The 24,673-nt window shown below is 63.8% G+C and carries 23 protein-coding genes and 2 pseudogenes; 7 read left to right on the forward strand and 18 right to left on the reverse strand.

The annotated features are described in order from the left end of the window. The first annotated feature begins 104 nt into the window (after positions 1-104). Positions 105-275, forward strand: a complete 171-nt coding sequence (locus CH286_RS18355; RefSeq protein ID WP_176458286.1) for a hypothetical protein — start codon at positions 105-107, stop codon at positions 273-275. A gap of 83 nt (positions 276-358) precedes the next feature. Beyond that, the gene (locus CH286_RS18360; protein ID WP_037151119.1) at positions 359-1,387 is read left to right on the forward strand and encodes an LLM class flavin-dependent oxidoreductase; all 1,029 of its coding nucleotides are present in this window, start codon (positions 359-361) and stop codon (positions 1,385-1,387) included. A gap of 7 nt (positions 1,388-1,394) precedes the next feature. On the opposite strand, the gene CH286_RS18365 is transcribed toward CH286_RS18360, so the two are convergent. Together CH286_RS18365 and CH286_RS18370 are read right to left on the reverse strand one after the other, a co-directional pair. After that, positions 1,395-2,102, reverse strand: coding sequence for an enoyl-CoA hydratase-related protein (locus CH286_RS18365; protein ID WP_094610045.1), 708 nt, complete (start codon positions 2,100-2,102; stop codon positions 1,395-1,397). Between the two features lie 59 nt (positions 2,103-2,161). After that, positions 2,162-3,280 carry a hypothetical protein gene (locus tag CH286_RS18370; protein WP_094610046.1) on the reverse strand — a complete coding sequence of 373 codons (1,119 nt, stop codon included), beginning with the start codon at positions 3,278-3,280 and terminating at the stop codon, positions 2,162-2,164. A gap of 113 nt (positions 3,281-3,393) precedes the next feature. On the opposite strand from CH286_RS18370, the gene CH286_RS18375 reads away from it, so the two are divergent. Next, positions 3,394-3,675, forward strand: coding sequence for a DUF7218 family protein (locus CH286_RS18375; RefSeq protein ID WP_032379277.1), 282 nt, complete (start codon positions 3,394-3,396; stop codon positions 3,673-3,675). Between the two features lies 1 nt (position 3,676). Here CH286_RS18375 and CH286_RS18380 read toward each other — a convergent pair whose 3' ends face one another. The 5 genes from CH286_RS18380 to CH286_RS18400 form a co-directional block, all read right to left on the reverse strand. Continuing rightward, complete coding sequence (locus CH286_RS18380; protein ID WP_094610047.1) at positions 3,677-4,165, reverse strand: SRPBCC domain-containing protein; 489 nt, start codon at positions 4,163-4,165, stop codon at positions 3,677-3,679. A gap of 7 nt (positions 4,166-4,172) precedes the next feature. Further along, on the reverse strand, positions 4,173-5,222 hold the full coding sequence (locus CH286_RS18385; protein ID WP_255182704.1) for a helix-turn-helix domain-containing protein: 1,050 nt from the start codon (positions 5,220-5,222) through the stop codon (positions 4,173-4,175). A gap of 9 nt (positions 5,223-5,231) precedes the next feature. Continuing rightward, complete coding sequence (locus tag CH286_RS18390) at positions 5,232-6,203, reverse strand: alpha/beta hydrolase (protein WP_094610048.1); 972 nt, start codon at positions 6,201-6,203, stop codon at positions 5,232-5,234. A 93-nt stretch (positions 6,204-6,296) separates the two neighbouring features. Then, complete coding sequence (locus CH286_RS18395) at positions 6,297-7,250, reverse strand: ABC transporter substrate-binding protein (protein ID WP_255182705.1); 954 nt, start codon at positions 7,248-7,250, stop codon at positions 6,297-6,299. 41 nt (positions 7,251-7,291) lie between these two features. Further along, positions 7,292-8,980 (reverse strand): nitroreductase family deazaflavin-dependent oxidoreductase, encoded by a 1,689-nt coding sequence (locus CH286_RS18400; RefSeq protein WP_094610050.1) that lies wholly within the window; start codon positions 8,978-8,980, stop codon positions 7,292-7,294. A 112-nt stretch (positions 8,981-9,092) separates the two neighbouring features. Here CH286_RS18400 and CH286_RS18405 point away from each other — a divergent pair, with 112 nt between their 5' ends. Further along, positions 9,093-9,686, forward strand: a complete 594-nt coding sequence (locus CH286_RS18405; RefSeq protein WP_230592410.1) for a TetR/AcrR family transcriptional regulator — start codon at positions 9,093-9,095, stop codon at positions 9,684-9,686. Positions 9,687-9,778: 92 nt separating this feature from the next. Continuing rightward, positions 9,779-11,398: an MFS transporter gene (locus tag CH286_RS18410; RefSeq protein WP_094610112.1), complete on the forward strand. Its 1,620-nt coding sequence runs from the start codon at positions 9,779-9,781 to the stop codon at positions 11,396-11,398. Here CH286_RS18410 and CH286_RS18415 read toward each other — a convergent pair. The 3 genes from CH286_RS18415 to CH286_RS18425 form a co-directional block, all read right to left on the reverse strand. Beyond that, positions 11,391-12,287 (reverse strand): SDR family oxidoreductase, encoded by an 897-nt coding sequence (locus CH286_RS18415; RefSeq protein ID WP_094610051.1) that lies wholly within the window; start codon positions 12,285-12,287, stop codon positions 11,391-11,393. The two genes, CH286_RS18410 and CH286_RS18415, sit on opposite strands and share 8 nt — an antisense overlap. Before the next feature lie 112 nt (positions 12,288-12,399). Further along, on the reverse strand, positions 12,400-12,762 hold the full coding sequence (locus CH286_RS18420) for an STAS domain-containing protein (RefSeq protein WP_032402344.1): 363 nt from the start codon (positions 12,760-12,762) through the stop codon (positions 12,400-12,402). A gap of 193 nt (positions 12,763-12,955) precedes the next feature. Next, positions 12,956-13,885, reverse strand: a complete 930-nt coding sequence (locus tag CH286_RS18425; RefSeq protein ID WP_032402345.1) for an aldo/keto reductase — start codon at positions 13,883-13,885, stop codon at positions 12,956-12,958. Between the two features lie 153 nt (positions 13,886-14,038). Between CH286_RS18425 and CH286_RS18430 the strand changes: the two are divergent. Beyond that, a pseudogene (locus CH286_RS18430) lies at positions 14,039-14,125 on the forward strand (LacI family DNA-binding transcriptional regulator); the annotation flags it as partial. 65 nt (positions 14,126-14,190) lie between these two features. Next, a pseudogene (locus CH286_RS18435) lies at positions 14,191-15,095 on the forward strand (zinc-binding dehydrogenase); the annotation flags it as partial. Positions 15,096-15,110: 15 nt separating this feature from the next. On the opposite strand, the gene CH286_RS18440 reads toward CH286_RS18435, so the two are convergent. The 8 genes from CH286_RS18440 to CH286_RS18475 all read right to left on the reverse strand — a co-directional run bounded on the left by CH286_RS18440 (position 15,111) and on the right by CH286_RS18475 (position 24,648). Further along, a complete protein-coding gene (locus CH286_RS18440; RefSeq protein ID WP_032402346.1) occupies positions 15,111-15,695 on the reverse strand; it encodes a hypothetical protein in 585 nt (194 codons plus the stop codon). A gap of 106 nt (positions 15,696-15,801) precedes the next feature. Then, positions 15,802-16,887: a glycosyltransferase family 4 protein gene (locus CH286_RS18445; RefSeq protein ID WP_037151104.1), complete on the reverse strand. Its 1,086-nt coding sequence runs from the start codon at positions 16,885-16,887 to the stop codon at positions 15,802-15,804. Positions 16,888-16,926: 39 nt separating this feature from the next. Further along, positions 16,927-18,192, reverse strand: a complete 1,266-nt coding sequence (locus CH286_RS18450) for a hypothetical protein (RefSeq protein WP_255182706.1) — start codon at positions 18,190-18,192, stop codon at positions 16,927-16,929. Continuing rightward, complete coding sequence (locus tag CH286_RS18455; protein ID WP_032402348.1) at positions 18,179-19,288, reverse strand: glycosyltransferase; 1,110 nt, start codon at positions 19,286-19,288, stop codon at positions 18,179-18,181. The genes CH286_RS18450 and CH286_RS18455 overlap by 14 nt, the downstream gene beginning before the upstream one ends. After that, positions 19,278-20,543 carry a hypothetical protein gene (locus tag CH286_RS18460; RefSeq protein ID WP_255182707.1) on the reverse strand — a complete coding sequence of 422 codons (1,266 nt, stop codon included), beginning with the start codon at positions 20,541-20,543 and terminating at the stop codon, positions 19,278-19,280. Before CH286_RS18460 ends, CH286_RS18455 begins: the two co-directional genes overlap by 11 nt. A 243-nt stretch (positions 20,544-20,786) precedes the next feature. Then, a complete protein-coding gene (locus CH286_RS18465) occupies positions 20,787-22,313 on the reverse strand; it encodes a flippase (protein WP_094610052.1) in 1,527 nt (508 codons plus the stop codon). After that, positions 22,313-23,365 (reverse strand): glycosyltransferase family 4 protein, encoded by a 1,053-nt coding sequence (locus tag CH286_RS18470; RefSeq protein ID WP_037151095.1) that lies wholly within the window; start codon positions 23,363-23,365, stop codon positions 22,313-22,315. Before CH286_RS18470 ends, CH286_RS18465 begins: the two co-directional genes overlap by 1 nt. Next, the gene (locus CH286_RS18475) at positions 23,275-24,648 is read right to left on the reverse strand and encodes an O-antigen ligase family protein (RefSeq protein ID WP_032402351.1); all 1,374 of its coding nucleotides are present in this window, start codon (positions 24,646-24,648) and stop codon (positions 23,275-23,277) included. Before CH286_RS18475 ends, CH286_RS18470 begins: the two co-directional genes overlap by 91 nt. Positions 24,649-24,673: the final 25 nt, after the last annotated feature.

The following is a 24,673-nucleotide window of genomic DNA, read 5'->3' on the forward strand; positions in this document are numbered from 1 at the left end:
AAGCTGGACGAACGGCGCGCACGTAAGCGCGGCGGGCGATAAGCCGAACGGCGAGTGTGCGTAGGTTGTCCGATTCCGGCAACCTCGATCGGTACGGTGCAGGGATGGACGGATTCGGAATAGGCGACGGCGTGACACCACTGAGTGGGCCCATGAGTGGTGTCTACGGAACCGTGGTCTGGTTCTACGAGGAGAAGCACCAACTGTTGGTTCGCTTCGGTGCCAGTCAACAGATGTACTTCGCGGGGGACGAGTTGAAACGCTGGGGAGATTAGACGCCCCTTCTGGTCTGCCGCGGAATAATTGAAGTTTCACCTACGCTGACGAATACGTCCACCACCGATCGAAAGGTCCCATCGTGCATCTGGGCGTCGACAGTTTCGTTTCTTCCGTGACCGACCCGACGGACGGCCGGGTGATCGCTCCAGAGGAGCGGATGAGTCACCTGCTCGAGGAGATCGCACTCGCCGATCAGGTTGGGCTGTATTCGTTCGGCATCGGCGAGCATCATCGCAGTGAGTACTACGACTCGGCCCCGTCGATCATCCTGGCTGCCGCTGCTGCGCGAACCCAGAACATCAGGCTCGGTAGCGCCGTCAAGGTACTCAGCGCAGACGATCCGGTGCGGGTGTTCCAAGAGTTCGCCACCCTGGACCTGATCTCGAAAGGGCGGATCGACCTGGTCGTGGGTCGCGGTTCCTTCACCGAATCGTTCCCGCTGTTCGGCCTGGATCTGGCCGATTATGACTCGCTCTTTGCTGAAAAGCTGGACCTCCTGCTGCAGATCCGCGACAACGTAGAAGTCACCTGGTCGGGTCGGCACCGTCCGGCGCTCAACCGACAGGGGATCTATCCGCGCCCACTTCAGGACCCGTTGCCGATCTGGGTCGGTGTAGGTGGCACCCCTGAATCCTTTGCTCGCGCAGGACTTCTGGGACTCCCGCTGATGATCGCCATCATCGGCGGCGAGCCACGCCAGTTCGCTCCGCTCGTCGACCTCTACCGCCGCGCCGGCGCGCAAGCGGGTCACCCGCCCGAGCAGCTGAAGGTGGGTCTGCACGTGTTCGGCTTCGTCGCCGAGACAACCCAGGCTGCAGCCGACACCATCTATCCCGGCTGGAACGAGATGTTCACCAAGATCTCCCGTGAGCGTGGATTTGCCCGACCGAGCCGGCAACAGTTCGACGCCACTTCCGGCCCGAACGGCGCGTTCTTCATGGGCGATCCGCAGACGGTGGCAGACAAGATTCTGCGAGTGGGTGAGCAACTGGGCGGTGTGGATCGACTGTCGCTACAGATGACCAATCCGCGGCTGGCGCACAGCGACCTGCTTCGCGGCATCGAATTGCTCGGCACCGAGGTCGCGCCCCTCGTGACTGGAAAATGAGGCCTACCTAGTTCGAGGCCCATTCCATTTCGTCGACGCCTGCGACAGGCGTCAGCAGGGAACGGATCTCACCGGCGTACATGGTGCGTTTGATCTCGCCCAGAACGTCGCCACGAGTTCCGGCCAGGTCGCCTGCGCGGGCGACGGCGTCGTCGAGCAGTGAATCGGCGGGCGATACAGCATCGACAAGCCCGAGTGCCATGGCGTCACCTCCGCCGTAGCGGCGTCCGGTGGTGAGTGCCTCGTGGAACGCATGGGGAGCCAGTCTCGCTCGCACCATGTCGACGGTTCCCGGGCTGTAGGTCGCGCCGATGTTGACACCGGGGAAGCAGAGGAAGCCGCGATCGGATCGCATGATCCGGTAGTCGTGCGCCATCACGAAAAATGCGGCACCACCGAAAGTGTGTCCCTGCATGGCCGCGACTGTCTGCATCGGAAGCGTCAGAAAGCGCACCAACATCTCCTGAACGGTGCCGATGAATCGGTTGATCTGGTCGAGATTCTCCGCACCCCACGACAGGTCCACTCCGGTGGAGAAGTACTTGCCTGTCGCTGTCGTGACGAGCGCAGCGGCACCGGAACTGGCCTGGACTTCGTCGAGCAGAGTATTGATCTCGGCAACCCAATCCGGACTGATGCGGTTTTCGGTGTCGTCGACACCTCGGCTTCCGAGGTTCAGTACGAAGACATCGGCAACTCGTTCGAGATATGGCATATCCCGAACGTACCCACATCTGGTTGTTCTCACTCACAACGCCGAGGGTTCGACGGTCGTTACGAGGACGCGCTGGCCGACTCTCGACGAATCAGTTCGCGGTGACCGTAGGTGGCACCGAGAATGTCCTCGCGATTTGCCACGGAGGAGCCGACTGCGCCTGCCGCCGTACCCAGCGAAGCGGCGAGCCATGCGAGGGAGAGATAGTCGCCAAGAGTCGCGTCGCGACCGATCTGTGTAGTCAGGAAGTCCGGCGAAATGACCACCGCTGCCGAGAACAGTACGACTGCGAACAGCAGCGCGTACATGCAGAGCGCACCGGCCAGGACCGTTCCGAGGGTGGCTGCGTTGTACATCCAGCGATCGATCGTCGAGCTTCGGAACGATCGCTTCTCCCACAGCCCGTTGGGGAAGACGACCCACACCGTCATGGCGATCACCGCGGTGACTCCGATCATCGCCAGTCGTCCTAGGCTCATCGACGCCGCCATCTGCCAGATGCTCGCGTAGAACACACCGAAGGCGGACGCTGCGCTCGCGGCTGCAAGCGCGCTCGACAACGTGGGAACCAACCGCCACGGACGATTACACCGAATCATTCCCGATACCAACCTGATTCGCCCGAATATGCTCGACGTCAGGAGAACTTCGGCACCCTCCCCGGAATCACTCGGAGCCCAGCGAGAGCGAGAGTATCTACGTGGTTGCCGTGAGGGGTCGTCGGCTTCGATCAACTCGTGCAATACCGCCAGTGCGGCCGAGACAGCGCGTCGCCGGACCGCCAGTGTTCCGAAGGAGGGCACGTACAGCGCGCCCGTCGTACCGCCTCGAATCTCGGCGATCACCGGGCGCGACCCGAGGCGGCGAGGAACCTCCGAGACACACAAGACAATGTCGTAGTTGTCGGTGGCTTGCACTGATGCCAGCCACTGACCGAGTGGGGCGGCACCGGTTGCGGTGGGTGGGAGCGGAACCGATGCTCCGGACACCCGTAGTTCTCGCCGGTGCCCGTCGATCATCGCGTGATCGGGCAACTTCTCGATGATGGCGGACGCGACGGTCGACGCAAAGCCGTCGTCACTGACCACGCCGACCGAGAGGGGCGCGACGTCTGCGTCGGTGGCATGTGTGTTGTCGGTGGTGTCCGGGCCCGCTGAGGCCGGTCGATCCAAGTGCATCCAGTTCGCTTACCCGATGCCACTCGATGCACACCACGCCTAGATGGGTTTGTCGTCCTGCACACCGGGTAGGGCTCCAACAATCGATGTAGTCCAGCGAGAGGAAGTTTCCGATGCCGGCGAAGAACAACGAAACCGACGACCAGCCGCAGTTGAAGGATCAGGGCCTGTACGAGAAGCTTCGCGAAGAAGGCAACTCGAAGGAAAAGGCTGCTCGCATCTCGAACGCAGCCGCGAAAGAGGGCAGGGAGCAGATCGGTGAGAAAGGTGGGAAGTCCGGATCCTACGAGGACTGGACCGTGGACGAATTGACCGACAGAGCCAAAGAACTGGGCCTGGAAGGTTACTCGAAACTGAAGAAGGAGGAGCTCATCGACGCGCTGCGACACCACTGATTCACTGCGGGCGCAGCGATGAGTAGTACTCCTGCTGGGATGGGTAGTAGTCGTCGAAACTCGGGAGTGGGTCGCCGCTTCCGGCCGCGACGAACATGTCCAGGTAGTACTCCCACCCCGGTCCGATGTCGCCCAGACCGTCCGTGCTTTCGCAACTGTGTACGAGCACGAGAAGGGTCGCTGTGCCTCTCTCGGTCAGGCGGACCTCGAGTGGCCACTGGCCCTCGCCGGTCATCCGTACTGCCAGGAGGCCCGGTGCCTCACACGTTTCGATGATCATGTCCGAGGCCGGCTCGCCCTCCTCGAAACTCATCGTGACCCGAATGGTGTTGTCCGAAATGCGCTCCCATGGACCGAACCACAGTGCCGTCCGGGAAGATTCGGTGAGGTGTGCCCACACGTCCTCGCGTGGTGCCGAGATGGTCCTGCTCAATTCGAGGGCGAAGCCGGTGTCGGTGGTTCTCAGTGTCCCCGTGGGTATCGGTGCCATCGGGTGATTATGCGACTCCGGCACCACTGCCGTCGAGCACCATCATCATTGCCGTTGCACGGGCACGGTGCTCGATGGAATCGACCGGATAGCCGACCGCCTCCGATATTTTGGCCAGACGATGCGCGACGCTGCTGTGGTGAAGATGCATCCGGTCGGCGGTTGCACGCAAGCTGCCCGAACCCATGTAGGTGCGGAGGGTGCTGATGAGCTCGATCCCGTGAGTGGTCGTGCGAAGTTCGGCTATGCGTACGAGATCGGGAATATCGCTGATTACCAACGTATTTCCCTTCGCCAACAGATTCAGTGCGCCGAATCTATCGGCGATCACCACCGGCTCGAGCTCGCCGGCCTGTGCCAGAGCGAACCGTGCATTTCCGAGATGCCGATGGAGTTCGGACGCCGTCAGGGCCAACGAAACGCCTACGCAACCGGAGCCCACGAGGGCTGCGGACGGTTCACCCTGCAGTAGATACATCGCGTGGTCGTCCACTGAGATCGGGATGGATCGTCCGGCGGTCGGCATGCTGGTTTCCGTCGGAGAGCCGGCAGCAGCAATGGCAACTCGTACCCGTGCGGTCGGCTCGATGTGCAACGCGGTCAGCGAACTCAACAGTGCGATGTCGTCCATCGGAAACAGGACTGCTCGGGTGTGTTCGGCCGCGGACGGAATGTGCCGAGGCACCAAAATGATGGCTGCGGTCAAGGCCATTCGATCGACGAGCATCTCGTCGAGAGCGAGTGCGGGACCTGCGCGCTCGATCCACACCGAACCCATCACGACGTCGTCGACGACGACGTCCTTGGTCTCGGACCGCTCGGCGACTGCCTGGGTGAGCCAGCGGCCCTTCGGATCGCACCGCGCATGCTGGCGGTGTCCGCCTGACGTGCCGACGACGTCGATTCCGACGACGCAGTCGGCCAACGCCGCGCTGGCGCGCAGCATCGCGGACGTGTCCGCGCCGTGTCTGATCAGTGCGTCGAAATAGTCGATCACGCGCACCAGGCCCGCGGAGTCGGCATCGAGCTCCGCGAGCCGGTACATCAGTCCTTGCATGAACAGACGCTACGAGGCGTGTACACGAAGGCGCAAGCCCCGGCGAAGGGCGTCCAACGCCTCCGCATGTCCGCGCTTGCTCACCTCCGCGGTCGCCAGCAGCGCGGAGCCGTGGAAAGTGCCCGGGAACGAATGCAGTTCGACGCTCACTCCGGCCCGCAGCAACCGCACTGCGTAGTCGATGCCCTCGTCGCGAAGCGGATCGAGCTCCATCGTCGAGACGTACGTTGCAGGAAGACCGGCAAGATCGGTGGCGCGAGCCGGGGCGGCGTAGATCGAGACGTCCGGGTCGTCCGGTCCGCTGTAGGTCTCGCCCAGGTAGTACTGCCAGGACAGGATTGCGTTGGGGCGGTGCCACATCGGTGTATCGACGAACTCGGTCATCGACACGGTGGTGAGGCGGTCGTCGAGTTCGGGGATCTCGAGCAACTGGAACGCCACCGGTACGACGCCTTCGTCGCGAGCGCGGAGAACCGTTCCGGCTGCCAGGCCACCACCGGCGCTCTGCCCTCCCACGGCAATCCGCGTCGGGTCGATTCCCAATTCGTCCGCGTGCGAGTGGATGTACGTAAGCGCGGCGTAGCAGTCATCGAGGGGCCCGGGAAACGGGGTCTCGGGGGCGAGCCGGTACTCGACGCTCGCCACTGCGAATCCGAGTTCCCGAACGACATCCACGCAGTAGGGATCACTGGAAGCCGCTGTCCCGATTGCGAATCCGCCGCCATGGATCCATACCAACACGGGCAGCGGCCCGTCGGACTGCTCCGGCTTGAAGAATCGGACGACGACGTCCGGAGCGCCGTCGAGCCCGGGGACGGTGAGCTCGCGTAGAGATACTCCGTCCATCGAGAGATCGGCGAGCATGGCATCGAGGAGTGAGCTGAACGTCGACCTCGCCGACGGAACGTCGCCGAAATCGATGCTCGGAAGCATCGTGACGGCTGCGGCGAGTTCGGGGTCGAGAGTGGGAAAGTTGGTCATGCATCAATCATCACCGCGGGTGTGGCCTGTGTCACTTGTCGCGTGGAGGAATTCGAGTCCACCCTGTCCGACGGGTGTCGGACCACGCGACGATCAACTCGGGGCGTAGAGCTTCTCCACCAAGCCGAGGGCCCACATGGCGGTGAGGGGACCACCGTCGTTGGTGAACTTGTCGGTCCGCACGATCCGGTCGCTGCGCACCGCCGGTAATCCGGTCCACAGTGGGTTGGCGTTCATCGCCTGCAGATCCTCCTCCGACGTGATCGCGGCGATCATCGCCACTGCGTCGGATGCGGCGGTGACGTTCTCGGGTCCGTATTCGATCTCCGGGGTGGCGGCGGCCCAGGCGGAGCCGAAGCGGGCTCCCACATCCTCCAGTGCAATGGATGTCACCCGGTCGCGTCCTATCGAGATCCCGCCTTGCTCCGACGTGCTGACAGGTAGGACGGCGGTATCGGCGATCGCATCGGCGTACTGCGTCGTGAGTTGGTCTACGCCAGTGGTGTATTCGTCGATTATCGTTCGGGCCTCATCCTGCAGATTCAGTGCCGCGCCGATCGTTGTCACGTCCTGCTGCCAGCTGACTCCGGTGCCGGTGGAGCCCACCGGCAGTACTGGCGCTATGTGGCTGAGCTGGTCGTAGATTTCTTCGATCACCTCGTCGCGCCCGATGATCAGGTCAGGATCGACACGTGCGATGGCTTCGAGGTCGACGGTGTTTCGCGGATACAGTTCGGGAACACCGTCTGCGAGCAGCATCCTGGTGGGCTCGGTCAGAGGACCCGGTATTTCGGGCGGAGCTTCGGTTTCCACCGGCATTCCGGCGATGGGCAGATCGAATGCCAGGGCGATGTCGAGGTCGCGTCGTCCGTCGATCACGACGACCGACTCGATTCGATCCGGTACCTCCACGGTGCCGAACTGCGTGGTGACCGTGTGGGTCGCCGGGTTTGTGGCTGCAGGCTCGGTGTCCGAACCGCAGGACGACATCAGGGCGGCAGCAAGGACCGCGCCTAGGGCAACGGACAAGTGGGGGAGTCTCTTCATAACTTAAGTAAACCAAACCTAAGTAAATTGCGAAGAACTGGTCAAACGTCGTACTCGACTCGCACCGAAACGGGGTCGGTCTGCAACGCACGGAAGCCGGCTCCGATGATAAGTCCGAGTACCGGATTGTTCGAGAAGGATCGTGCTCGGAGGGCAACGTCGTCGTCGGGCACGAACGTTGCTGTTCCGGTGCGCCACCGGCTACCCACGCGAATGCGGATCCTCGGCTCGTCGGTGATGTTGGCTCCCCAGCCGGATCTGGTTCCGTGTTGGGATATCAGCCACGCACCGGAGTCGTCGAACGACGCCGACACCGGCACGCGCCGGGCGAGTCCGGTTTTACGGCCCACTGTCTCGATGTCGGTCACCAGCGAGGTGGTCACACCGATGGATGTCAATCCGTTGACGATGGGATTCGCGACGTATTTGCCGATCAAGCGCTCGCGTCGAAACTTCGCAGCACTGGCAGCGCTGGTCGGATTGCCCGTGCCGCGACGGTTGCGGAACGCGTCCCAGCCGTTGCGCTGCATCATCGTGGCCGCAGTCTTCCACGCCGGACGACTCGAATTCGGTTGCCGCCCAGCACCGATGAGCTGCAACTGGTCGGTGTGCCACTGCAGATCGAGAGCGCCGTTGATCTGCTTGAACGCGCTGGACTTCGACGGGACGCGCAGAGCCACGCGCGGCGACTCGACCCGGTCCAGCGTGCCGTCGACCAGAGAGTTCGCGACGGCCGGGTCGAGGGCCGTGGGACGGCCGAGACCCACCATGTCGCACTCGCCCGACTGGACCGCCGAACTCATCACCGAGCGGGTGCGGAATCCTCCGGTTACGGCCAGTGGCACCGTTCCTGCGGCGTCGCGTACCGTCCGCGCGTATTCCAGGAAGTAGGCCTCGCGCTCTCGGGTACTCGAGGTACCCATCATTGCGGGGGATTCGTAACTACCACCGCTGATTTCGATCAGATCGATGGATTCTCGGACCAGATGCTCGACGGTGATCCGCGATTCTTCTTCGCTGAACCCGCCGCGCTGGAAGTCTGCCGAATTCAGTTTGATTCCCACGGCGAAGCTGGGGGACACCGTTGACCTGATGGCGCGGACCACTTCGAGAACGAACCGCATTCGCCCGTCGAGGTCGCCGCCCCACTCATCGTCGCGTTTGTTGGACAGTGGCGACAGGAACTGAGACACCAGGTAGCCGTGTGCGCCATGGATCTGGACGCCGTCGAAGCCGGCTGACTCGGCCACAGCTGCTGCCGTGGCGAATCGATCGATGATGTTGCGAATCTCGTTCTTGCTCAACGCACGCGGTGCCGGAATGCCCGGGATGTTGGGGGCAATGGCGGACGGTGCGACGGGCTTGGTGCGGGTGACGATCGGATTGGCCTGCCGGCCCGGGTGATTGAGCTGCATCCAGATGGGTGCGCCGCCGTCGGATGTCGCCTTTGCCCACCGAGCAAGTGCGTCGCGGTCGCGGTCGTCTTCGATGACGACGTTGCCCGGTTCTCCGAGATGGGATCGGTCGACCATGACGTTGCCGGTCACAACAAGGCCGTAGCCGCCTGCACCCCATTGGCGGTACAGCGTCTCGAGGCGAGAGTCGGGTGCATGCTCGGCCGTCGCCAGTCCCTCGCTCAGAGCCGACTTCATCACGCGGTTCGCCAGGATCTGCCCGCAGGCGAGTGTGAGAGGGCTGCTCAGGTCGATGACCTCGGTGTCGGGGGACATGGCGTTGCTCCGATTCCAGTGGATAGCCGTTGCGGGCTATGCTCAGCAGCATAGACAACGCGACCCTAGATGTAACTTCGCGTTACGTCAATAACGGTCGAGAAGGGTTCGAATGGCCAATCGGAGTAGCGCGCGGGCAGACATGCTGCGCAGCGCCGCGCAATTGTTCCGTCGGCGTGGAGTGGAAGCCACCTCGTTGGCCGACGTCATCGACCACGCGGGCGCGCCGCGTGGCTCGATCTATCACCATTTCCCTGGCGGGAAGCCTCAGCTGGTGGAGGAGGCAACGCGAACCGCGGGTGCCGCGATGAGCGCGATGATCTCGGCCGGTCTGGCTTCGGCCGGTCCGGCGGCAACCGTCCGGGCGATCATCGACGGATTCCGAAGCGAGCTGCTGGCGACGGATTACGTTGCAGGGTGCCCGGTCGCGCCTGCTGCGCTCGAGGGGCTGCATGCGCCGGCCGCTGTCGCGGCGGCAGGTGAGTCCTTCTCGTCCTGGGAGGACGTGATCGCGGCGTCCCTGTGGCAGCGCGGATTGGCCCGCGAGCGGTCCTACACGTTGGCGACTTTCTCGATCGCCGCCATCGAAGGCGCGCTGATCGTGGCCAAGGCGCAGCGATCCACCACCGCTCTGGACCGGACGGAAACCGAACTGTTGGCCCTGCTCGGGGCGGTACTGGACGCGTCGAACCCTCCTCGTCCATGAGTCGGTAGCGGTTGGCCCTGTTGCTATAACACCCAGTTACAGTTACTTTCCCTTCGGGAACTATGCCGATCGTCATAGTCGAAGGGATCCTGATGTCGTTGCCTACAACTTCCCGTCACCGAGCAGATGCCCCGCCGCGGAGTCGGCGATACCTGGCGCTGCTCGTCATCTGCACAGCTGAGTTGCTCGTCGTTCTCGACAACACCGTCGTCAACGTTGCGCTGCCCTCCATGGGGTTGCAGCTTCGTGCCGATATCAGCGGGCTTCAGTGGGTGGTCGACGCGTACACGCTGACGTTTGCCGGACTGTTGCTTGCGTTCGGTCACCTCGGTGATCGCTATGGCCGAAAGAGGGTCATGATTTTCGGGCTGGCCGGTATCGCGGTCATGTCCGTCGGCGGCGCTCTTGCCGCGGATCTAGGGCAGGTCGTCCTAGCTCGGGCGGCGATGGGTGTGTGTGCGGCAGCAGTGTTCCCGGCAACGCTCGCGCTGATCATCAATATCTTCACCGACGCCAAGGAGCGGGCGCTGGCCATCGCCGCCTGGACCGCGATGGCAGGTTTCGCGATCGCTATCGGTCCCACAGCAGGCGGTTTTCTGCTCGAGCACTTCTCGTGGCACTCGGTGTTCTGGATCAATGTTCCTGTGGCGCTGTCGGTTCTGATAGCCGCTGTGTGGTGTGTCCCGGAATCGCGGGCCGAGCACGTCGGGAAATACGACCCGCTGGGCATCGCGCTGTCGTTGGCCGGTATCACGGTGCTGGTGTGGGCGATCATCGAAGCGCCGCACAATGGATGGTTGTCTGCGACGAGTGTCGTTGCCTATGTTGCCGGTGCCGTCGCTCTTGCCGGGTTCGTCTGGTGGGAGCTCCGGACACCATCCCCGGTGCTGGACCTGAATCTGTTTCGGAACAGGCGGTTCTCGTTGCCGGCCTTGGCGATTGCCGTCGCCTATTTCAGTATGTTCGGGTTCCTTTTCATGATCACCCAGTACTTCCAAGGCGTGATGGAGCTGACGCCGCTGCAGTTCGGCATCCACTCGTTGCCCTTCGCGGTGTCCATCGCGATCGGCGCACCCATGGCCACGGTGATCGCACAGCGCATCGGAACCACGGCCGTGATCGTCTTCGGCTTGGTGGTGATGAGCGTCGGGATGTTCATCGCCGGCCAGGTGAAGGTCGAAACCCCTTATCTGGGACCGGTTGTGGTGTCGATGGTGCTGATGGGCCTCGGTTTGGCAATCGTGCAAGGCCCGGCCACCGAATCGATCATGTCTTCGGTGTCGCTCGACGAAGCAGGTGCCGGCTCCGCGGTGAACGACACCACCCGGGAGGTCGGCGGAACCCTCGGAGTTGCCGTCCTCGGATCCATCGTCGCGTCGATCTACACCGCACAGGTGAGTCCGAAGATCGACGCGATACCCGACGCGATCATGGAGCCGTACCAAAAAGCGTTCGCTCGCGAAACGGTTATCAGCGTCATCGAGATCGTGAAAGCGCCCACCAACCCGATCTTCGCGACGCAGAAAGCGGACCTGATCTACGCGATGAAGGCGGCCTCGTTGGAAGGCTTTCAGCTCGCATCGTTCGTCACAGTCGGGGCCGCCATGACGTGCGCGATCGCTGTTGCGCTGTTCCTGCCCTGGCGACGACCCGAGGGTAGCGGTGTGCTTCTGGCGTGGCGCGACCACACGGACGCCGACGGGGTCAGTTGAAGGGCGTGCCGCCGGTGACGGCGATGGTCTCGCCCGTGATGTAGCTCGACTCGTTCGATGCCAGGAACACGTACGCCGGAGCCAGCTCCGCGGGGTGGCCGGGTCGTCCGAGAGGAACGGTTTCGCCGAACTTCTCGTACTTCTCGGCCGGCATCGTGGCCGGGATCAGTGGGGTCCAAATTGGTCCTGGCGCAACGGCGTTGACGCGAATACCACGCGCTGCCAGGTCGCCGGCGAGACCCTTGGTGAAGGCTACGATTCCCGCTTTGGTGGTGGCGTAATCCATCAGCTCCGGAGATGGATTCGATGCCTGAATCGAGGTGGTGTTGATGATGGTCGCGCCTGCGTCCATCGTTTCTGCAGCGCGTTTGGAGATCCAGAACAGAGCGTACAGATTGGTCTTGAGTACGCGATCGAACTGCTCGGTGGTGATGTCGGCGATGCCGCCCATCTGAGCCATCTGAAACGCGGCGTTGTTGACGACGATATCGAGTCCGCCCAGAACGTCGGACGCGGTGTCCACCAGCTGGACACACTGATCTTCGTCGGTCACGTCACACGCGATCGCCCTGCCTGCTCGGCCTGCACTCTCGATCAGGTCGACGGTGGCCTGAGCGTCAGGACCCTCGGACTCGAGATGAGCGATGACGACATCGGCCCCTTCGCGAGCAAAAGCCAGTGCGACGGCCCGCCCGATTCCCGAATCGCCGCCGGTGACCAGGGCCTTACGACCGTGCAGACGGTCCGATCCCCGGTAGGAGTTCTCGCCGTGATCGGGGGCGGTCACCATGTCGCGCGTCAGCCCGGGGTGGTCCAAGCGATTCTGCTCTGCCCGCTCCGGCATCGGGAATGCGGAAGTGGGGTCGGTCTTGCTGAACTGGTCGGACATTGTCGATCCTCGCCTCGGTGCATGAAGTGCTCCGGACGGCGATACGACAGCCGCCCCGGAGTCGCTGTCCACCGAGGGTTTGCCGGATGCGGCCTTCTGCAAACCTGGGCCGTCAGTACCGACGCGGATCCGTCACGATCGCCGCCGCACCCAGGGCTTCGAGAATCATGCGCGCCGGCCGCGTCGGCGCGAAGACTTCGAGCCGGCCGGCGCTGCGGGAAGCGGCGTCGATGATCACGCTGGCTGCGCCGGAGTAGATGAACGACACCGCCGACAAGTCCAGCAGCACAACGGTTTCCTTGTGCAGGGCCTCCCGGATTGCGTGTTCCAGATCGGCGCGGGAGTTCAGCTCGAGATCGCCGGTTGCCCGGACGACAGTCAGGTCTGCCGAGTACGACTCGGTCGTGATCGAGTAGCCGGGACGGCTGCGCACGATGGGTGCGATTCGAGATTCGAGGTGGTCGGTGACAGTCACGGTGCGAACCTCTCAGTTCGGATGGCCTAGCGACCGGCATGCTCTGGCTGGAACCCGAGGGCTACAGGTTCCGTCGTATGCCGTGCGGCAATCCTGACAGCGCAACGTCACCGAATCGAGGCCTCCCCATCACGGAGCGATAGCGAGTGAGTAACGAGATGGTAACGGTGGATGTGACGCAGCTGAGCAACGCTCAGGGCAAGGTGTGACCTGCGGCGACGAAGAGTCGGTACCACTCCTGCCTGGTCAAACGCAGGTCCGAACCTGCGGCGGCCTCGACCACTCGATCGGGGTTCGTGGTGCCCAGCACAACCTGAATGTTCGCGGGATGTCGAGTGATCCAGGCTGTCGCGATCGCCGACGGGGTCGAGCCGTGCGACTCGGCAATCTCATCGAGTGCGGTGTTGAGTTCTGGATAGTTCACTCGGTCTCCTACGAAGACGCCGGAGGCGCTACCGCTCTGAAAGGGCGACCACGCCTGCAAGGTGATGCCGCGCGCCCTCGCGTAGTCCAACAATCCGTTGTCGCGATCGATCGATTGATCCTCCGAGCTCATGTTGGCGGTGAGGCCGGCCGCGATCAGGGGGGAATGAACGATGCTCAGCTGCACTTGATCGAACAGAATCGGTTGTTCCACAGCGGTCTTCAGTAACTCGATCTGTCCGGGTGTGTGATTGGAGACGCCGAAGGTCAAGACCTTGCCCGACGCGTGCAGCTCGTCGAACGCCGCCGCCACGTCCTCCGGTTCGACGAGGCTGTCCGGTCGATGCAGCAGCAACGTGTCCAGATGATCCACACCCAGTGCAGTGAGGGATTCTTCGACCGTGGTGACGATGTGATCCTTGGAGAAATCGAACCAGCCTTCGCGAATGCCAACCTTGCTCTGAATCTCGACGCGCTCGCGCTGGGCCGGAGTCAGCTTCACCGCATCTCCGAATCGCTTCTCGCACGTGTGCGGGGTGCCGCCGTAGATGTCGGCGTGGTCGAACACGGTGACGCCCACGTCGAGGGCGGTGTCCACCAGCCTTCTGATCTGGTTCTCGTCCAGATCGGTGATGCGCATGAACCCCAGCACGATGCTCGAGACGCTTGCGCCGGTCTGGGGGAGGGGAAAGGTGCGCACGGTGGATCTCCTGTTCGCCGGTCGAGCTGTCGGGTCGAGTCTGTCAAAGACGGGCGGGCCGCTACCTCCAGGCTTTTGCGCAAGGTGTTGACAATATTGCGCAATACCTGCATTCGTTGTGCTCAGCATCACAAACAACATCCGAGGTGAACCATGGCACCCACCCTCACACAGGTGGCGCAACAGGCAGGTGTGTCGTTGTCGACGGCGTCGCGCGCCTTCAGCAATCCGGACCGTATCGGTGCAGACACGCTGGCCCCGTCGACCTGTCTTGGCACGACAGTTTCGACCTCGATGCGATTGCTGCCGACATCGCCGACTGGCAGCACGGTGCGGCAGGACAATCGGTGTTGAAGCGCCGATGAGGTTGGGCCACGAGGCATCGGGAACGGTGGTTCGCCGTGCCGAGGACGGTAGCGGACCCGTCGAGGGCACCACGGTGACGTTCCACCCGGCAACACCGGGCGGAACGGGCGCGAAGTATCCGGCGGATCGTCCGAACCTGTCGCCCGGGTGTCGGTACATGGGCAGTGCCGCGCAGGTACCGCACAACGACGGACTCTTCATCGGGCACGTCGCCGTCCCGACACGGATGCTCAGAGCATTGCCCGAGGGACTCGATCTGAGGATCGCAGCGTTGGCCGAGCCTGCGAGCGTCGCTTGGCACGCCGTCGAGCGCGCCGCCGACGTCTCGGGCAAGACCGTCCTCGTCGTGGGCACCGGCCCGATCGGTGCCCTCGTCGTGGCGGTCGCCGCGCGGGCGGGTGCGGCACACATCGTGGCGGCCGACCTGACGGCGTTCTCGCTCGACGTGGGACGTGCACTCGGGGCGCATCGAACTATCGATGCTCGTGAGTCCGCAGCGATCGCCTCCGTGGAGGCGGACGTCACGTTCGAGTGCTCGGGCAACCACCGCGGCCTCGCTTCGGCGATCGACGGCACCATGCGCGGCGGGCGAGTGGTCATGGTCGGGCTACCGCCGGCGGGGGATCAGCCGGTGCCGGTGTCGCTGGCGATCACCCGCGAGATAGACCTGGTCGGTTCCTTCCGTTTCAACGACGAGATGGACGATGTCATCGAGGCTTTGGCGGACGGCTCGCTCGACGTCGAAGCCGTCATCACAGCGGAGTATCCCGTTGCGGAGGCGCTCGACGCCTTCGCGCTGGCTGCGGACGCGTCTCGATCGAGCAAGGTCCTACTGACTTTCTGATCGAGTGTCCGGTCGTTACTCGAATTCCAGGCGCATGGATTGCGTCGTGGCCTGGAGTATCACCACGAAGCCGGTCAGCGTCACCACGATCGGTGCCCACAGAACAACCGCGACGAATATGTCCACGTCTCGCTCCATCACGATGAACACCGCAACGATGGACGTGCCGGCCAAGCACAGTGCGATGTGCGCGGCCAAACGCCACTTGTCGAAGAAGAAGCCGGCCAGCATTCCAATGGGGATGAGGAACGTGCATTTCCCGAGCGTGACCTCGGGTGCGAAGTTCGCTGTGATGGTGGCTCCGAAGATCGCGATGTCAGCAATGACGACGAAGGCGAACGCCTGCCCGAGTGTCGGCCACGGGCCGAACCACCAGAACGCGCCCATGATGTACGCGGCGATCATGGAGGTCCATTGCACGATCGACGGGAGCGGTGTGGTGGCGCCGTAGCCGTATGCCAGCTCGAGGGTGACCACAAGGGCCATGGACAGAGCAGCCGCCGAGACGATGCGTTTGACCACAGTGGTGATGGCGAGAGACGTCATCACCCCGACGCCCCACTGATAATGCTCGTTCGATCTGGTCGCAGCGCGAGTCATTTCGGCCCCTATCGTTCCAATCGGCAACCGATTGAAACACAGCCGTGATTGCGGGGATCGACTTTCGCCGAGTCCCCACTCGTATCCTGTCCGTTCGGCTTTTCGGTCAGCTGGTCAAGCGTGCCAACAGTTCGGGGAGCGTCTCACCGATGTCGTGGCGGCTTGCGACTCGGTATCTCGCGGCGCTGCCGAGAGCGCGACGTCGATCCGAATCGCCGATGACGGTCGAGATTGCACCGGCGAGGGCGGCAGCATCACCGGGTGCGACGAGAATCCCGGCACCGTCGGCGAGGAACTCGTGGGTGCCACCGTGGTCGGTTCCGATCACCGGAAGTCCGTACGACATTGCTTCGAGCACCGACAACGGACCGGCCTCCGGTGACGTACTTGCCGAGACGACCACATCCCATCTGCGCAGCGCCGATGGGGCGTCGGTGTGTCCGAGGAACTCGACACGGCCCGCGAGGTCGGGTCGAGATGCTCGCTCGTGGAGCTCCGCGACGTACTCGCGGTCACCGGGGAAGCTCCCCCCTGCCAGTTCGACACGAATATCGGGGAGGGTGGCCACGGCGTCGAGCAGTACTCGATGGCCCTTCCACGGCGTGAGGAGGGCGAGTATGCCGACAACCGGCGGGGAATGCAGCTCGCCGCCGAAACGCGGTACCGGCCACGTGACTCCGTTGTGTGAGACCACGACCGGAAGGCCGGCCGCACGGAGAGGTACCGCAGTGGCTTCCGATACGGAAACCGCTACCCGAATTGCGGAGCGGGCGTAGCGAACTACCAGACGTTGCTTGAGGGACGTCATGGTGTCGTGGACCAGCCATGAGGCACCGCGGGGCGGGCGGGACAATGCGGCGACCGGGAGGGCGAAGAGCGAGTTGACGACAGTGGCCGTACCCGGCGCGCGGGCAATTGTGCGCACCGAACGTGATGCGATGACCCACCTCGCGAACATGCGTATCGCCGCGATACCTCTGGCCGCTCCTCGTTCGCCACCCAGACCGAGTTCGCCGATGGGGATGTGTCGCGTCGTCCTGGGGACGCGATCGGCCAGTGGGCCGTTCGGACACGCGATCACAGTGTCGTGGCCGCGGCGCTCGGCCTCGTCGATCAAGTCCAGCAGGACCTTCTCGGCGCCGGAGACCTGCCCGGTGTGGGCCAGGAACAGCACTGTCGATTCTTCGGTCATCTGTAGGCCCGTCTGTGCAGCGAAGGTCGTTCCGGCAGATCAATACACATCGCGGAGCAGCGCCACTGGGTCTTCACACATTCTCCGCAGCGCTGCATCCATGACCGACACGTCGACCATCTTGCTGCAGAACGAGGCCGTGTAGGTTCGCCCACCGGCAACTTCGGCGATGAGCATCGTGCAGCCGTCCGGGCCGTCCGGTTCGAGTGATGCGGCCATCTGCGGGGGTCTGCCGTCATCGGTCCAGTCGAGGTGATCGAACACTCGCACTCGGCCGAGGTCACTGACGGCCAACCGCAACGTCTCTGGAACCTCGACGACCGAATTCTCGTCAGGCGACTGCGCCGAACGTCGAATACGCGACGCCACATCGCGGAGATGCGACATGCCCAGTACTGCGATGGGCCAGCCGGATTCGATCACCTCGCGCATTGCCGTAGCGATGGCGACGGGAGTCGTGCTGGCGGGGAGGTGAAGTGGAATGCCGACGGCAAAGTTCCCGTGCGAACTCTGTTGCGCCGGATCGAGATAGCGCCTGCTGTTGAACAACACCATGATGTGATCGTCGACGTCGACGGCTTCTGCTCGAAGTGCAGCGCTCCACAGGGCAATCGATATCGACGCAGGGGTCGCTCCAGGCAGGTTCTCGGCCGTCCAGTGCTTGAGTTCGTCGACTACGGCTCTGCTCATGTACCCGGCTCGGCTGACTTTTCCGGCTTCCCAGTTCTCGATCCGGCGCCGGGGACCGGACCCGCCGTTCGTCTCCGACCGATGGCGAGCGCGCAGTGCCCAGAAGTCCGCCAGTGTCTTCGGATTTCGAGAGTAGTGACGCCACAGAGCTTTCCATGTCGTGCTCGGCGGCAAGCCTGCGGCCAGTCCCGGAACCAATGACCCGTCGGCATCGTCGCAGAATGCCGCCAACATCAGGACGCCGATCTGGCCGTCCCCGATTCCGTGCGAATAGTCGACAGCGAGATGGTCGTCGAACACGACCACTTCGAGTGGACCGCGGGTACCTCTTCGAGATCGAATGTCGGTCAGCATCTGCCCCAGGTCTTCGGTGGGGCTGCTGCTCGACATGACATTGTCGCCGGCGATGTCGCTGCGGTACCGCCACCGTCGGGCATCCGACCGTGGTTCCAGCGCGATGTGCGGTGCCGCGTCGACGTGTTCGGCGGCGGTGAGCGTTCGACGCGTGCGCTCTATGTCGAGTCCGCGAACGGGGCCGACCGCGGTGACTATTCGGGTATCGGCGAATACGCGATCCAGCGCGGTCGAGCGATAACTACGTTCAGCGGACGGCATCGACGACCTCCTGCATACGACTCCGGAAGTTGGCCCGCGAGAAGCCCTCGGCCCATGCGCGAATCTCACTGCGGTCGAAGTCTTCGGGAGTGAACGACCGCATGGCGTCGGCGAACCCGGCGACGACTGCCTCGTCGGTGCCCGGCTGCACATGCAGGCCGGTCTTGCCTGGAATCACGGAGTCCATGGCACCGCCGTCACCCAACGCGATGACCGGGGTTCCGGTTGCCATGGACTCGACGGGGACGATGCCGAAGTCTTCTACTCCGGGCATCAGAAGAGCACGCGTCGTTCGATGAAGTTCGAGGAGCTTCTCGTGTGAAACCCGTCCCAGGAACGTCGTTTTCGGGCCGGCCAGCTCTCGGCAGGCGTCCATCGCACGGCCGTCTCCCGCCACCACGAGGGGCACGTCGGCCTCGGCGGCAGCGCGCACCGCGATGTCGGGACGCTTGTAGGGGACCAGTCGACCGGCGAGCAGGAAGAAGTTCTCACGCTCGATCGACGGGTCAGGAGTGAAGCCCTGGGTGTCCACCGGCGGATGAACCACCACGGCGTCGTCGCGGCCCCACCAGTCTTCGATCCTACGAGCGACCGCAGTCGAGTTGGCTACCACGGTCGTCAGTTTCGGTGCGGCAGCGATCTCGCATCGACGGGCCACGGCCGACAGCGCCGTCAAGATCGCCGCTCCGGCTCTGCCGCCGCCTTCGCCTGCGCGCAGTTCGGGGTCCCAGGCCCACCGTGCGGGGCTGTGTACGTAGGCGATCACCGGGGAGTCGGTGGCGAACACGGCCTGAGTCGCGAAGGCGTGATGGCTCACCACCACTGCATCGAAACCGCGGAGCGGCATGCGGCGAAAGGCCAACGGCATCAACGGAAGAACAGGTGCGTACGACCGTTGGCCCAAAGCGCTGTACACGCGATCGAGGCCGGACGTGTGCGGCTCGCGGCTGATTCCCGACGGAACCCCGGACGGCCGGGAGATGGGTGCGAACACCTCGGCCGCGGGCCAGTGCAGGGCAAGTTGTTCGATGACGTGCTCGGATCCGGCGATTTCGGTGAATCGTTCGTGAACGACGGCAATTCTGTCAGCTGGCATTGCGTTGGCCTTCCGGCGCGATCGTCTGCGCGGTCTGTTCCGCTCGTCGGGTCGAGGTCTTGTTCTGCAACACCAGGTGTACGGGAATGTCGAAGTCGCCGAGTCGCCGTAGCGTCGCAGTTGCTGCCTTCTTGTCTCGTCCACGTTTCGACACCAGCACCACGACGGTCTCGACATCACCCACGTCGGTGTCCTGCCACCACTGTTCCGACAGGCCGAATTCCGCTGTGGCTTCGTGATGTCCGGTTGTCGGACCCTGACCCCGTGTCGACTCGAAGACCGCACCGTCCCCGACCAACAGGAGAATCACGCTGTCGCCCTTGGGAGCAGCGTGTCGCGCACTTCTGGACGCAGGCCGGTCGCCGCGCTCGAGGGCCGCAATCCGTGAAGCGACGACGGGGGGCATGGTGTCGCCGGCTGTCTGGTCGAAGTGTGCACCGTACTTGCGGGACACGCGCCGCGCCCACGAGCGAGAGGGCTTGCGGCCGAATCGTCCTCGAAGCAACACGATCAGTTCGGCCGCGACGATGAGGGCAGCGAGAGCTGCGACGAGTGCCTCCGAGACCGGCTTCGGTGAGACCGGAGTCGTGCTCTGCTCGGGGTTCGACAACACAACCAGTCGATCTCCACTCGCAGCGGCCTCGAGTTCGCTCTGGCGGGTGCGTAGTTCGGCCAGCTCGGACAGTGATGCAGCCCGATTGGGATCGTCGGCGGGGAGAGCGTTCACCTGCGCCTGTTTCGCGTCGATGGCGGACTGTCCCTCGTCTGTTCGCTCCTGCGAGTCGCGGATCGCATTGTCCGAGGCGGTACTTGCCATCGTCGACACCATCGCCTCGGCAAGATCGGCGGCGAGTTCGGGGGATCGGGTCGTCACGGTCACGGTCAGCAGCGCGGGCGAGGTACCGGGAGAGAGCTCTACGCTCGAGGCCAGTTCCGCCGCGTCCATACCGGCGTCCACCTGTGAGAGGACCTGATCGAGCACGCCGCGATCGGTTGCCAATTCGATGAACGGTGCACGCATCTGCTCGATGAACGCGTCACCGGGAACGAGGGCCTGGACCGGTTCGATCTCGGCGACGATCGACGCGGCGTACTGCTTGTCGGTGAGCTCGCTCCTGAGGTAGAACACGCCCGCACCGACCAGCGCCGCAATGATCACGGCGGGCAGCAGTGCCCGGCCGAGCTCACGCATGTGTCCCGCGAGGTCGATCGGTGGGGGCACGTCGCCCCGGTGTACGGCATCGTGGACGGACATCAACCGCGTACCCTTCCGTCGTCGATGCGAGCGGATGTACCGCTTCGGTGATTCGTGGAGCCGATGGGCTCGATGATAGCCGGGCACCGGCGCTGTTCGCGTAGCCGTGCCGTTCGTGAATGGAGCTGCATATCAACAACATTGGAATAACATGCGCAGCGGTCCGAAAAAATCGTGAAACCGAACTTCGACTCCGCAGCGCGCGGACCGAATCGGGTGATGTGTCCGATGTACCTGCCGGCCTCACTGGGAGCGTGCACGGTGTCGTCCTTTCTCGGCTGATCCCGGCAACGGTGACTCGACGAGTCCTATGGCGACGAACGCGTACAGCGAGATCGCGACCAGTAGGGCTGCCGCAACGGAAACGAGCAGCCACAGACCGGGGTAGTGCTGTACCAGGAACCAGCCCCCGACCGTCGTGGCGACGGTGATCACGACGACGATCGAAATGGACTGCAACGGAAACAGTCTGGGGACGGGCATGCTTCGAGCAATCACGATCCACAGCAGGACGAGGGTGGTTCCGATCGTCGCGACCGTGGACACAGCAGCTCCGTCGTACGACATCCGCGGGATCAATACGAGGTTCAACCCGATGTTCAGGGCCAGACCGACCAACGCAACCACGGGGTAGTGACGTTGCATTCCGGCCGATGCGAGCAGAAATATGCCCAGCATCACCAACGACATCAGCGCTGCGCCGATCACGAGCAGACGGGCAGCGTGAGCACCGTCGACGAATCTGTCGCCGTACAGCAGACCGATCAACGGCTCGGCCGACGGTATGAACGCCGCGACAGCCATCGCGCCGAACAGCGCGAACAGCAGTGCGGCCGAACGTGAGCGAGCTCGGAATGCTGTGGTGTCGTGGGGCCACGACGCGACGAGCAAAGTGCTGATCGGTGCCACCGCCGCCAGCACGAAGGTGTCGATCATGTCGGAGAATTTGTAGCCGATGGAATACAGTCCCACGGCCTCGAAGGTGTCGAGGAGGCTGAGCATCAGCATGTCGATCTTGAGCATGGCGATGGTGAGGGCGAAGCCGATCGCCAGCGGCACGGCCTCTCTCAGATACGGCCCCCAGCGGCGCACTTCGATGTGTCTCGACGGTCGCAGCCCCATGGAACGGTTGCCTATACCGAAACCCTTCGTGACCAGCTTGAACACTTCGTTGACCACTGCTGGAAGCACGAAGATGAGCAGGGTGGGGGCCAGCACGGCCGCCAGCACGGTCAAGGCCAATTGTATTGCCTGGCCCGCACTTTCGGCCACGGCCACCAGCACCAGGCGGTGACGGCTCTGGAAGAGGACGCTCAAGGCGTGGCCCGGTGTGGCGAACACGACGACCAATCCGCCGAGCGCTGTTGCGAGCACCACCTCCGCCGGATACTGCAGTAGGAGAACGTACGCGACGGCCAGCACGTACCCCACCAACCCGAGGACGGTACGCAGAGCCAGGAACGACGATGCCGTTCGACCGATCTCTTCGGGATCGTCGTCCATCAGTTTCGCCAGCACGACGCGTCCGACTCCCAGATCGGTGACGACGGACATCAAGCCGAGCAGTGCGAAGACGAAGCTGAACTGACCCCAGTCGTCCGGTCCGAGGGATCGCGCGATGACGACGCTGCCTGCCCATCCCAGGGCTGCGATGATCACTCGGCTGATCAGGACGGCAATCGTGGCTTTGGCCGCAGCTTTCGGATCCGCGGCGACTGCGCGGTAGTCGGGGGGCTGCTCGGTGCCGTCGAGTGCGAGGTCCTCGGCCATCAGACCGCGCCTGCGGCTCGATACGCGTCGGCAGTGAGTTCCGCTGTTCGACGCCAGCTGATCCGGCGTGAGGCTTCGGCCGCAGCTCCGACGAGGGCGGCGCGGGCGTCCTCGTCGAATGCGATGGGCCGCATGGCCCGTACCCAGTCGTCCACGTTCTCCGACTTCACCAGAACGGCACCGTCACCCACGACATCGGGTAGGGCTCCGACTGCGCTGGCGACCACGGCACCGCCGCACGCCATCGCCTCGACCGGTGGGAGTCCGTAACCCTCGTACCGAGAGGCGTAGGCGGTCACGGTCGCAGCAGCGTAGAGCGCCGGGAGGTCCGTGACGTCGACGTAGCCCAGACCATGCGAATTGTGCGGGGCGCTCGGCCCGGTGGAACCGGCACCGGCCAACACGCACGGTAGTCCGATCTCCTCCGCCGCATCGGCCACCAGTCGAACGTTCTTGCGTGGCTCCACTGTTCCGACCTGCAGGACGAATCGATCCGGCAGAGCGAACTTGTTGCGGACGGCGTCCACCTCGGCGTCGGTGGGAACGGCCGCCCATGCGGCCGGTGCCAGCCCGACGACAGTGGCTTCGCGGCCGCTGACTGCTTCGATCCGATCGGCGGTGAATCGCGATACCGCTATCAACAGATCTGCACGACGCAGCGCATGGCGAACCAGCCGCTGTTCACCCGCCGCCCTGAATCGGCTCGATGCCGACGGCATGTCGATGACGGAAAGGTCGTGCACCGTCGCGACAGTGAAGGCTTTCGTGAGCAGTGGGAGATCGACGTCCAGCCCATGAACCACATCGCACGCTCCGAGGGGGAGTGCTCCGAGTACTGCCCGAGCCGCACCGCTCGAGACGGGTCGCTCGATCGGCCGCACCGAGGGCGGGAGCTCGCTCACTGCGTCGCGCTGCACCGATGCGGCGAGGTCGGCATTCGGCAGGCAGTGCGGTAGCTCGTTCAGTAGTTCGCGTATGTAGGTCTGTACGCCGCTTCCGCCCGGTCGGAGGGCGAGCGCCCCGAAGACGATTCGTGTTGCGCTGCTGCGCATCCCACCACTCCTAACAAGAGCCAGAAATAGACATCGATCGGAAAGATCTCGAAGTACGTCGAGACGAGACTGGCGAACATGGCTGCGACGATCGACGCACCGACTCCCAGCGCCAGTGCGCCGTCACCACCGGGCAGTGTCCGCGACAGGCGCGTGCACCACAGCAGCGACGTGACGAGTAAGGCGACCACGACCCACAGACCGATGGGGCCGAGTTCGAGCAGCGCCTTCACGTAGTAGTTGTCCGGCTGATAGTTGGTCGACAGACCGGATTGCGTGAACGCCGTGCCCTCGGCAGTGGAAATACGGTCTGCCGCAGAACCACTCGATCCCAGTCCTGTTCCGAACGGATGAACCAAGATGCTCGCGATGATGTTGGCCCAGCCGTCTCCACGCTGACCGAGGCTGCTCGACGAGAAGAAGACCGACGTTATCTTCGGTACGAAGGGAACCGTGACCGCCACGGCCAGTGCCGCCAGAGCAAGAGGTGCAGCGAGGTAGCGGAAACGCACAGCGATCAAGTAGATGGCCCCGACCGCGAGCCCGAGAATTGCTCCTCGCACGATCGAACTGGACATGGCGACCACCATCATCGGAGTCGCCCAGAGGAACAACATGTTTCGGCGTCGGCGCGGATCGGCCAGGGCAACGGCTCCGCCCACGAGCAAGGCCAGCATCACGTACAGCCCGAACGGGAAGGGCAGGTTGAACGTGCTGAACGTTCGGAGCAGGCCGCCCGAGGTTCGCACTTGCGTGCCGTACTCGTACCCGAGCGACACCAGCGCAGCCGGTCCGGCCACAAGTTGTGCGATGCCCACCGCCGAGGTGAACACACCCATACCCATCAGGATGGAGACGAGGTGATCGCGATCCTTCGCGTCGAACGGTGCGAACCACATCACGACAACCAGCAGAACGTAGAAGAACGTCACCTTGATACCGAATATGCCGACGATGCCGAACGTGGCGAACGCGGAGATGCTGCCGAGTACGACGAACAGGGCCGCCGCCGGCCACCACGGCATGAACACCCGAGGCGTCGAGCCACGGACGTGTCGCGGTCGGCGCAACCACGCACACAGAACCGTGAAGACGACAAGACCTTCCTTCCAACCGGACACCACGCCGGGCAGGGGAACGAGAACCAGAAGGCCGTGCAGTGGAACGAATGCCGCGAGCAACAGTATTCCGCGCTGGGGTCGCCGGTAGATCGTCACAGCAACTGCGCAACCGAGCGCGACGACCACCACCGCGCCGAAACCGATGGCGACGTACGTGATCACGGGGTGACCCGAACGTGGCCGTATT

Source organism: Rhodococcus sp. WWJCD1, assembly GCF_002258735.1.
GTDB lineage: Bacteria > Actinomycetota > Actinomycetes > Mycobacteriales > Mycobacteriaceae > Rhodococcoides.

Excerpts from the sequence above, each read along its gene's own strand:
- CH286_RS18375 (WP_032379277.1), top strand. The coding sequence starts at position 3,394 with ATGCCGGCGAAGAACAACGAAACCGACGACCAGCCGCAGTTGAAGGAT.
- CH286_RS18370 (WP_094610046.1), bottom strand. The coding sequence starts at position 3,280 with ATGCACTTGGATCGACCGGCCTCAGCGGGCCCGGACACCACCGACAAC.
- CH286_RS18355 (WP_176458286.1), top strand. The coding sequence starts at position 105 with ATGGACGGATTCGGAATAGGCGACGGCGTGACACCACTGAGTGGGCCC.
- CH286_RS18395 (WP_255182705.1), bottom strand. The coding sequence starts at position 7,250 with ATGAAGAGACTCCCCCACTTGTCCGTTGCCCTAGGCGCGGTCCTTGCT.
- CH286_RS18465 (WP_094610052.1), bottom strand. The coding sequence starts at position 22,313 with ATGGCCGAGGACCTCGCACTCGACGGCACCGAGCAGCCCCCCGACTAC.
- CH286_RS18365 (WP_094610045.1), bottom strand. The coding sequence starts at position 2,102 with ATGCCATATCTCGAACGAGTTGCCGATGTCTTCGTACTGAACCTCGGA.
- CH286_RS18380 (WP_094610047.1), bottom strand. The coding sequence starts at position 4,165 with ATGGCACCGATACCCACGGGGACACTGAGAACCACCGACACCGGCTTC.
- CH286_RS18390 (WP_094610048.1), bottom strand. The coding sequence starts at position 6,203 with ATGACCAACTTTCCCACTCTCGACCCCGAACTCGCCGCAGCCGTCACG.
- CH286_RS18460 (WP_255182707.1), bottom strand. The coding sequence starts at position 20,543 with ATGTCCGTCCACGATGCCGTACACCGGGGCGACGTGCCCCCACCGATC.
- CH286_RS18415 (WP_094610051.1), bottom strand. The coding sequence starts at position 12,287 with ATGTCCGACCAGTTCAGCAAGACCGACCCCACTTCCGCATTCCCGATG.
- CH286_RS18455 (WP_032402348.1), bottom strand. The coding sequence starts at position 19,288 with ATGCCAGCTGACAGAATTGCCGTCGTTCACGAACGATTCACCGAAATC.
- CH286_RS18385 (WP_255182704.1), bottom strand. The coding sequence starts at position 5,222 with ATGCAAGGACTGATGTACCGGCTCGCGGAGCTCGATGCCGACTCCGCG.
- CH286_RS18400 (WP_094610050.1), bottom strand. The coding sequence starts at position 8,980 with ATGTCCCCCGACACCGAGGTCATCGACCTGAGCAGCCCTCTCACACTC.
- CH286_RS18410 (WP_094610112.1), top strand. The coding sequence starts at position 9,779 with ATGTCGTTGCCTACAACTTCCCGTCACCGAGCAGATGCCCCGCCGCGG.
- CH286_RS18445 (WP_037151104.1), bottom strand. The coding sequence starts at position 16,887 with ATGACCGAAGAATCGACAGTGCTGTTCCTGGCCCACACCGGGCAGGTC.
- CH286_RS18470 (WP_037151095.1), bottom strand. The coding sequence starts at position 23,365 with ATGCGCAGCAGCGCAACACGAATCGTCTTCGGGGCGCTCGCCCTCCGA.
- CH286_RS18440 (WP_032402346.1), bottom strand. The coding sequence starts at position 15,695 with ATGACTCGCGCTGCGACCAGATCGAACGAGCATTATCAGTGGGGCGTC.
- CH286_RS18405 (WP_230592410.1), top strand. The coding sequence starts at position 9,093 with ATGGCCAATCGGAGTAGCGCGCGGGCAGACATGCTGCGCAGCGCCGCG.
- CH286_RS18450 (WP_255182706.1), bottom strand. The coding sequence starts at position 18,192 with ATGCCGTCCGCTGAACGTAGTTATCGCTCGACCGCGCTGGATCGCGTA.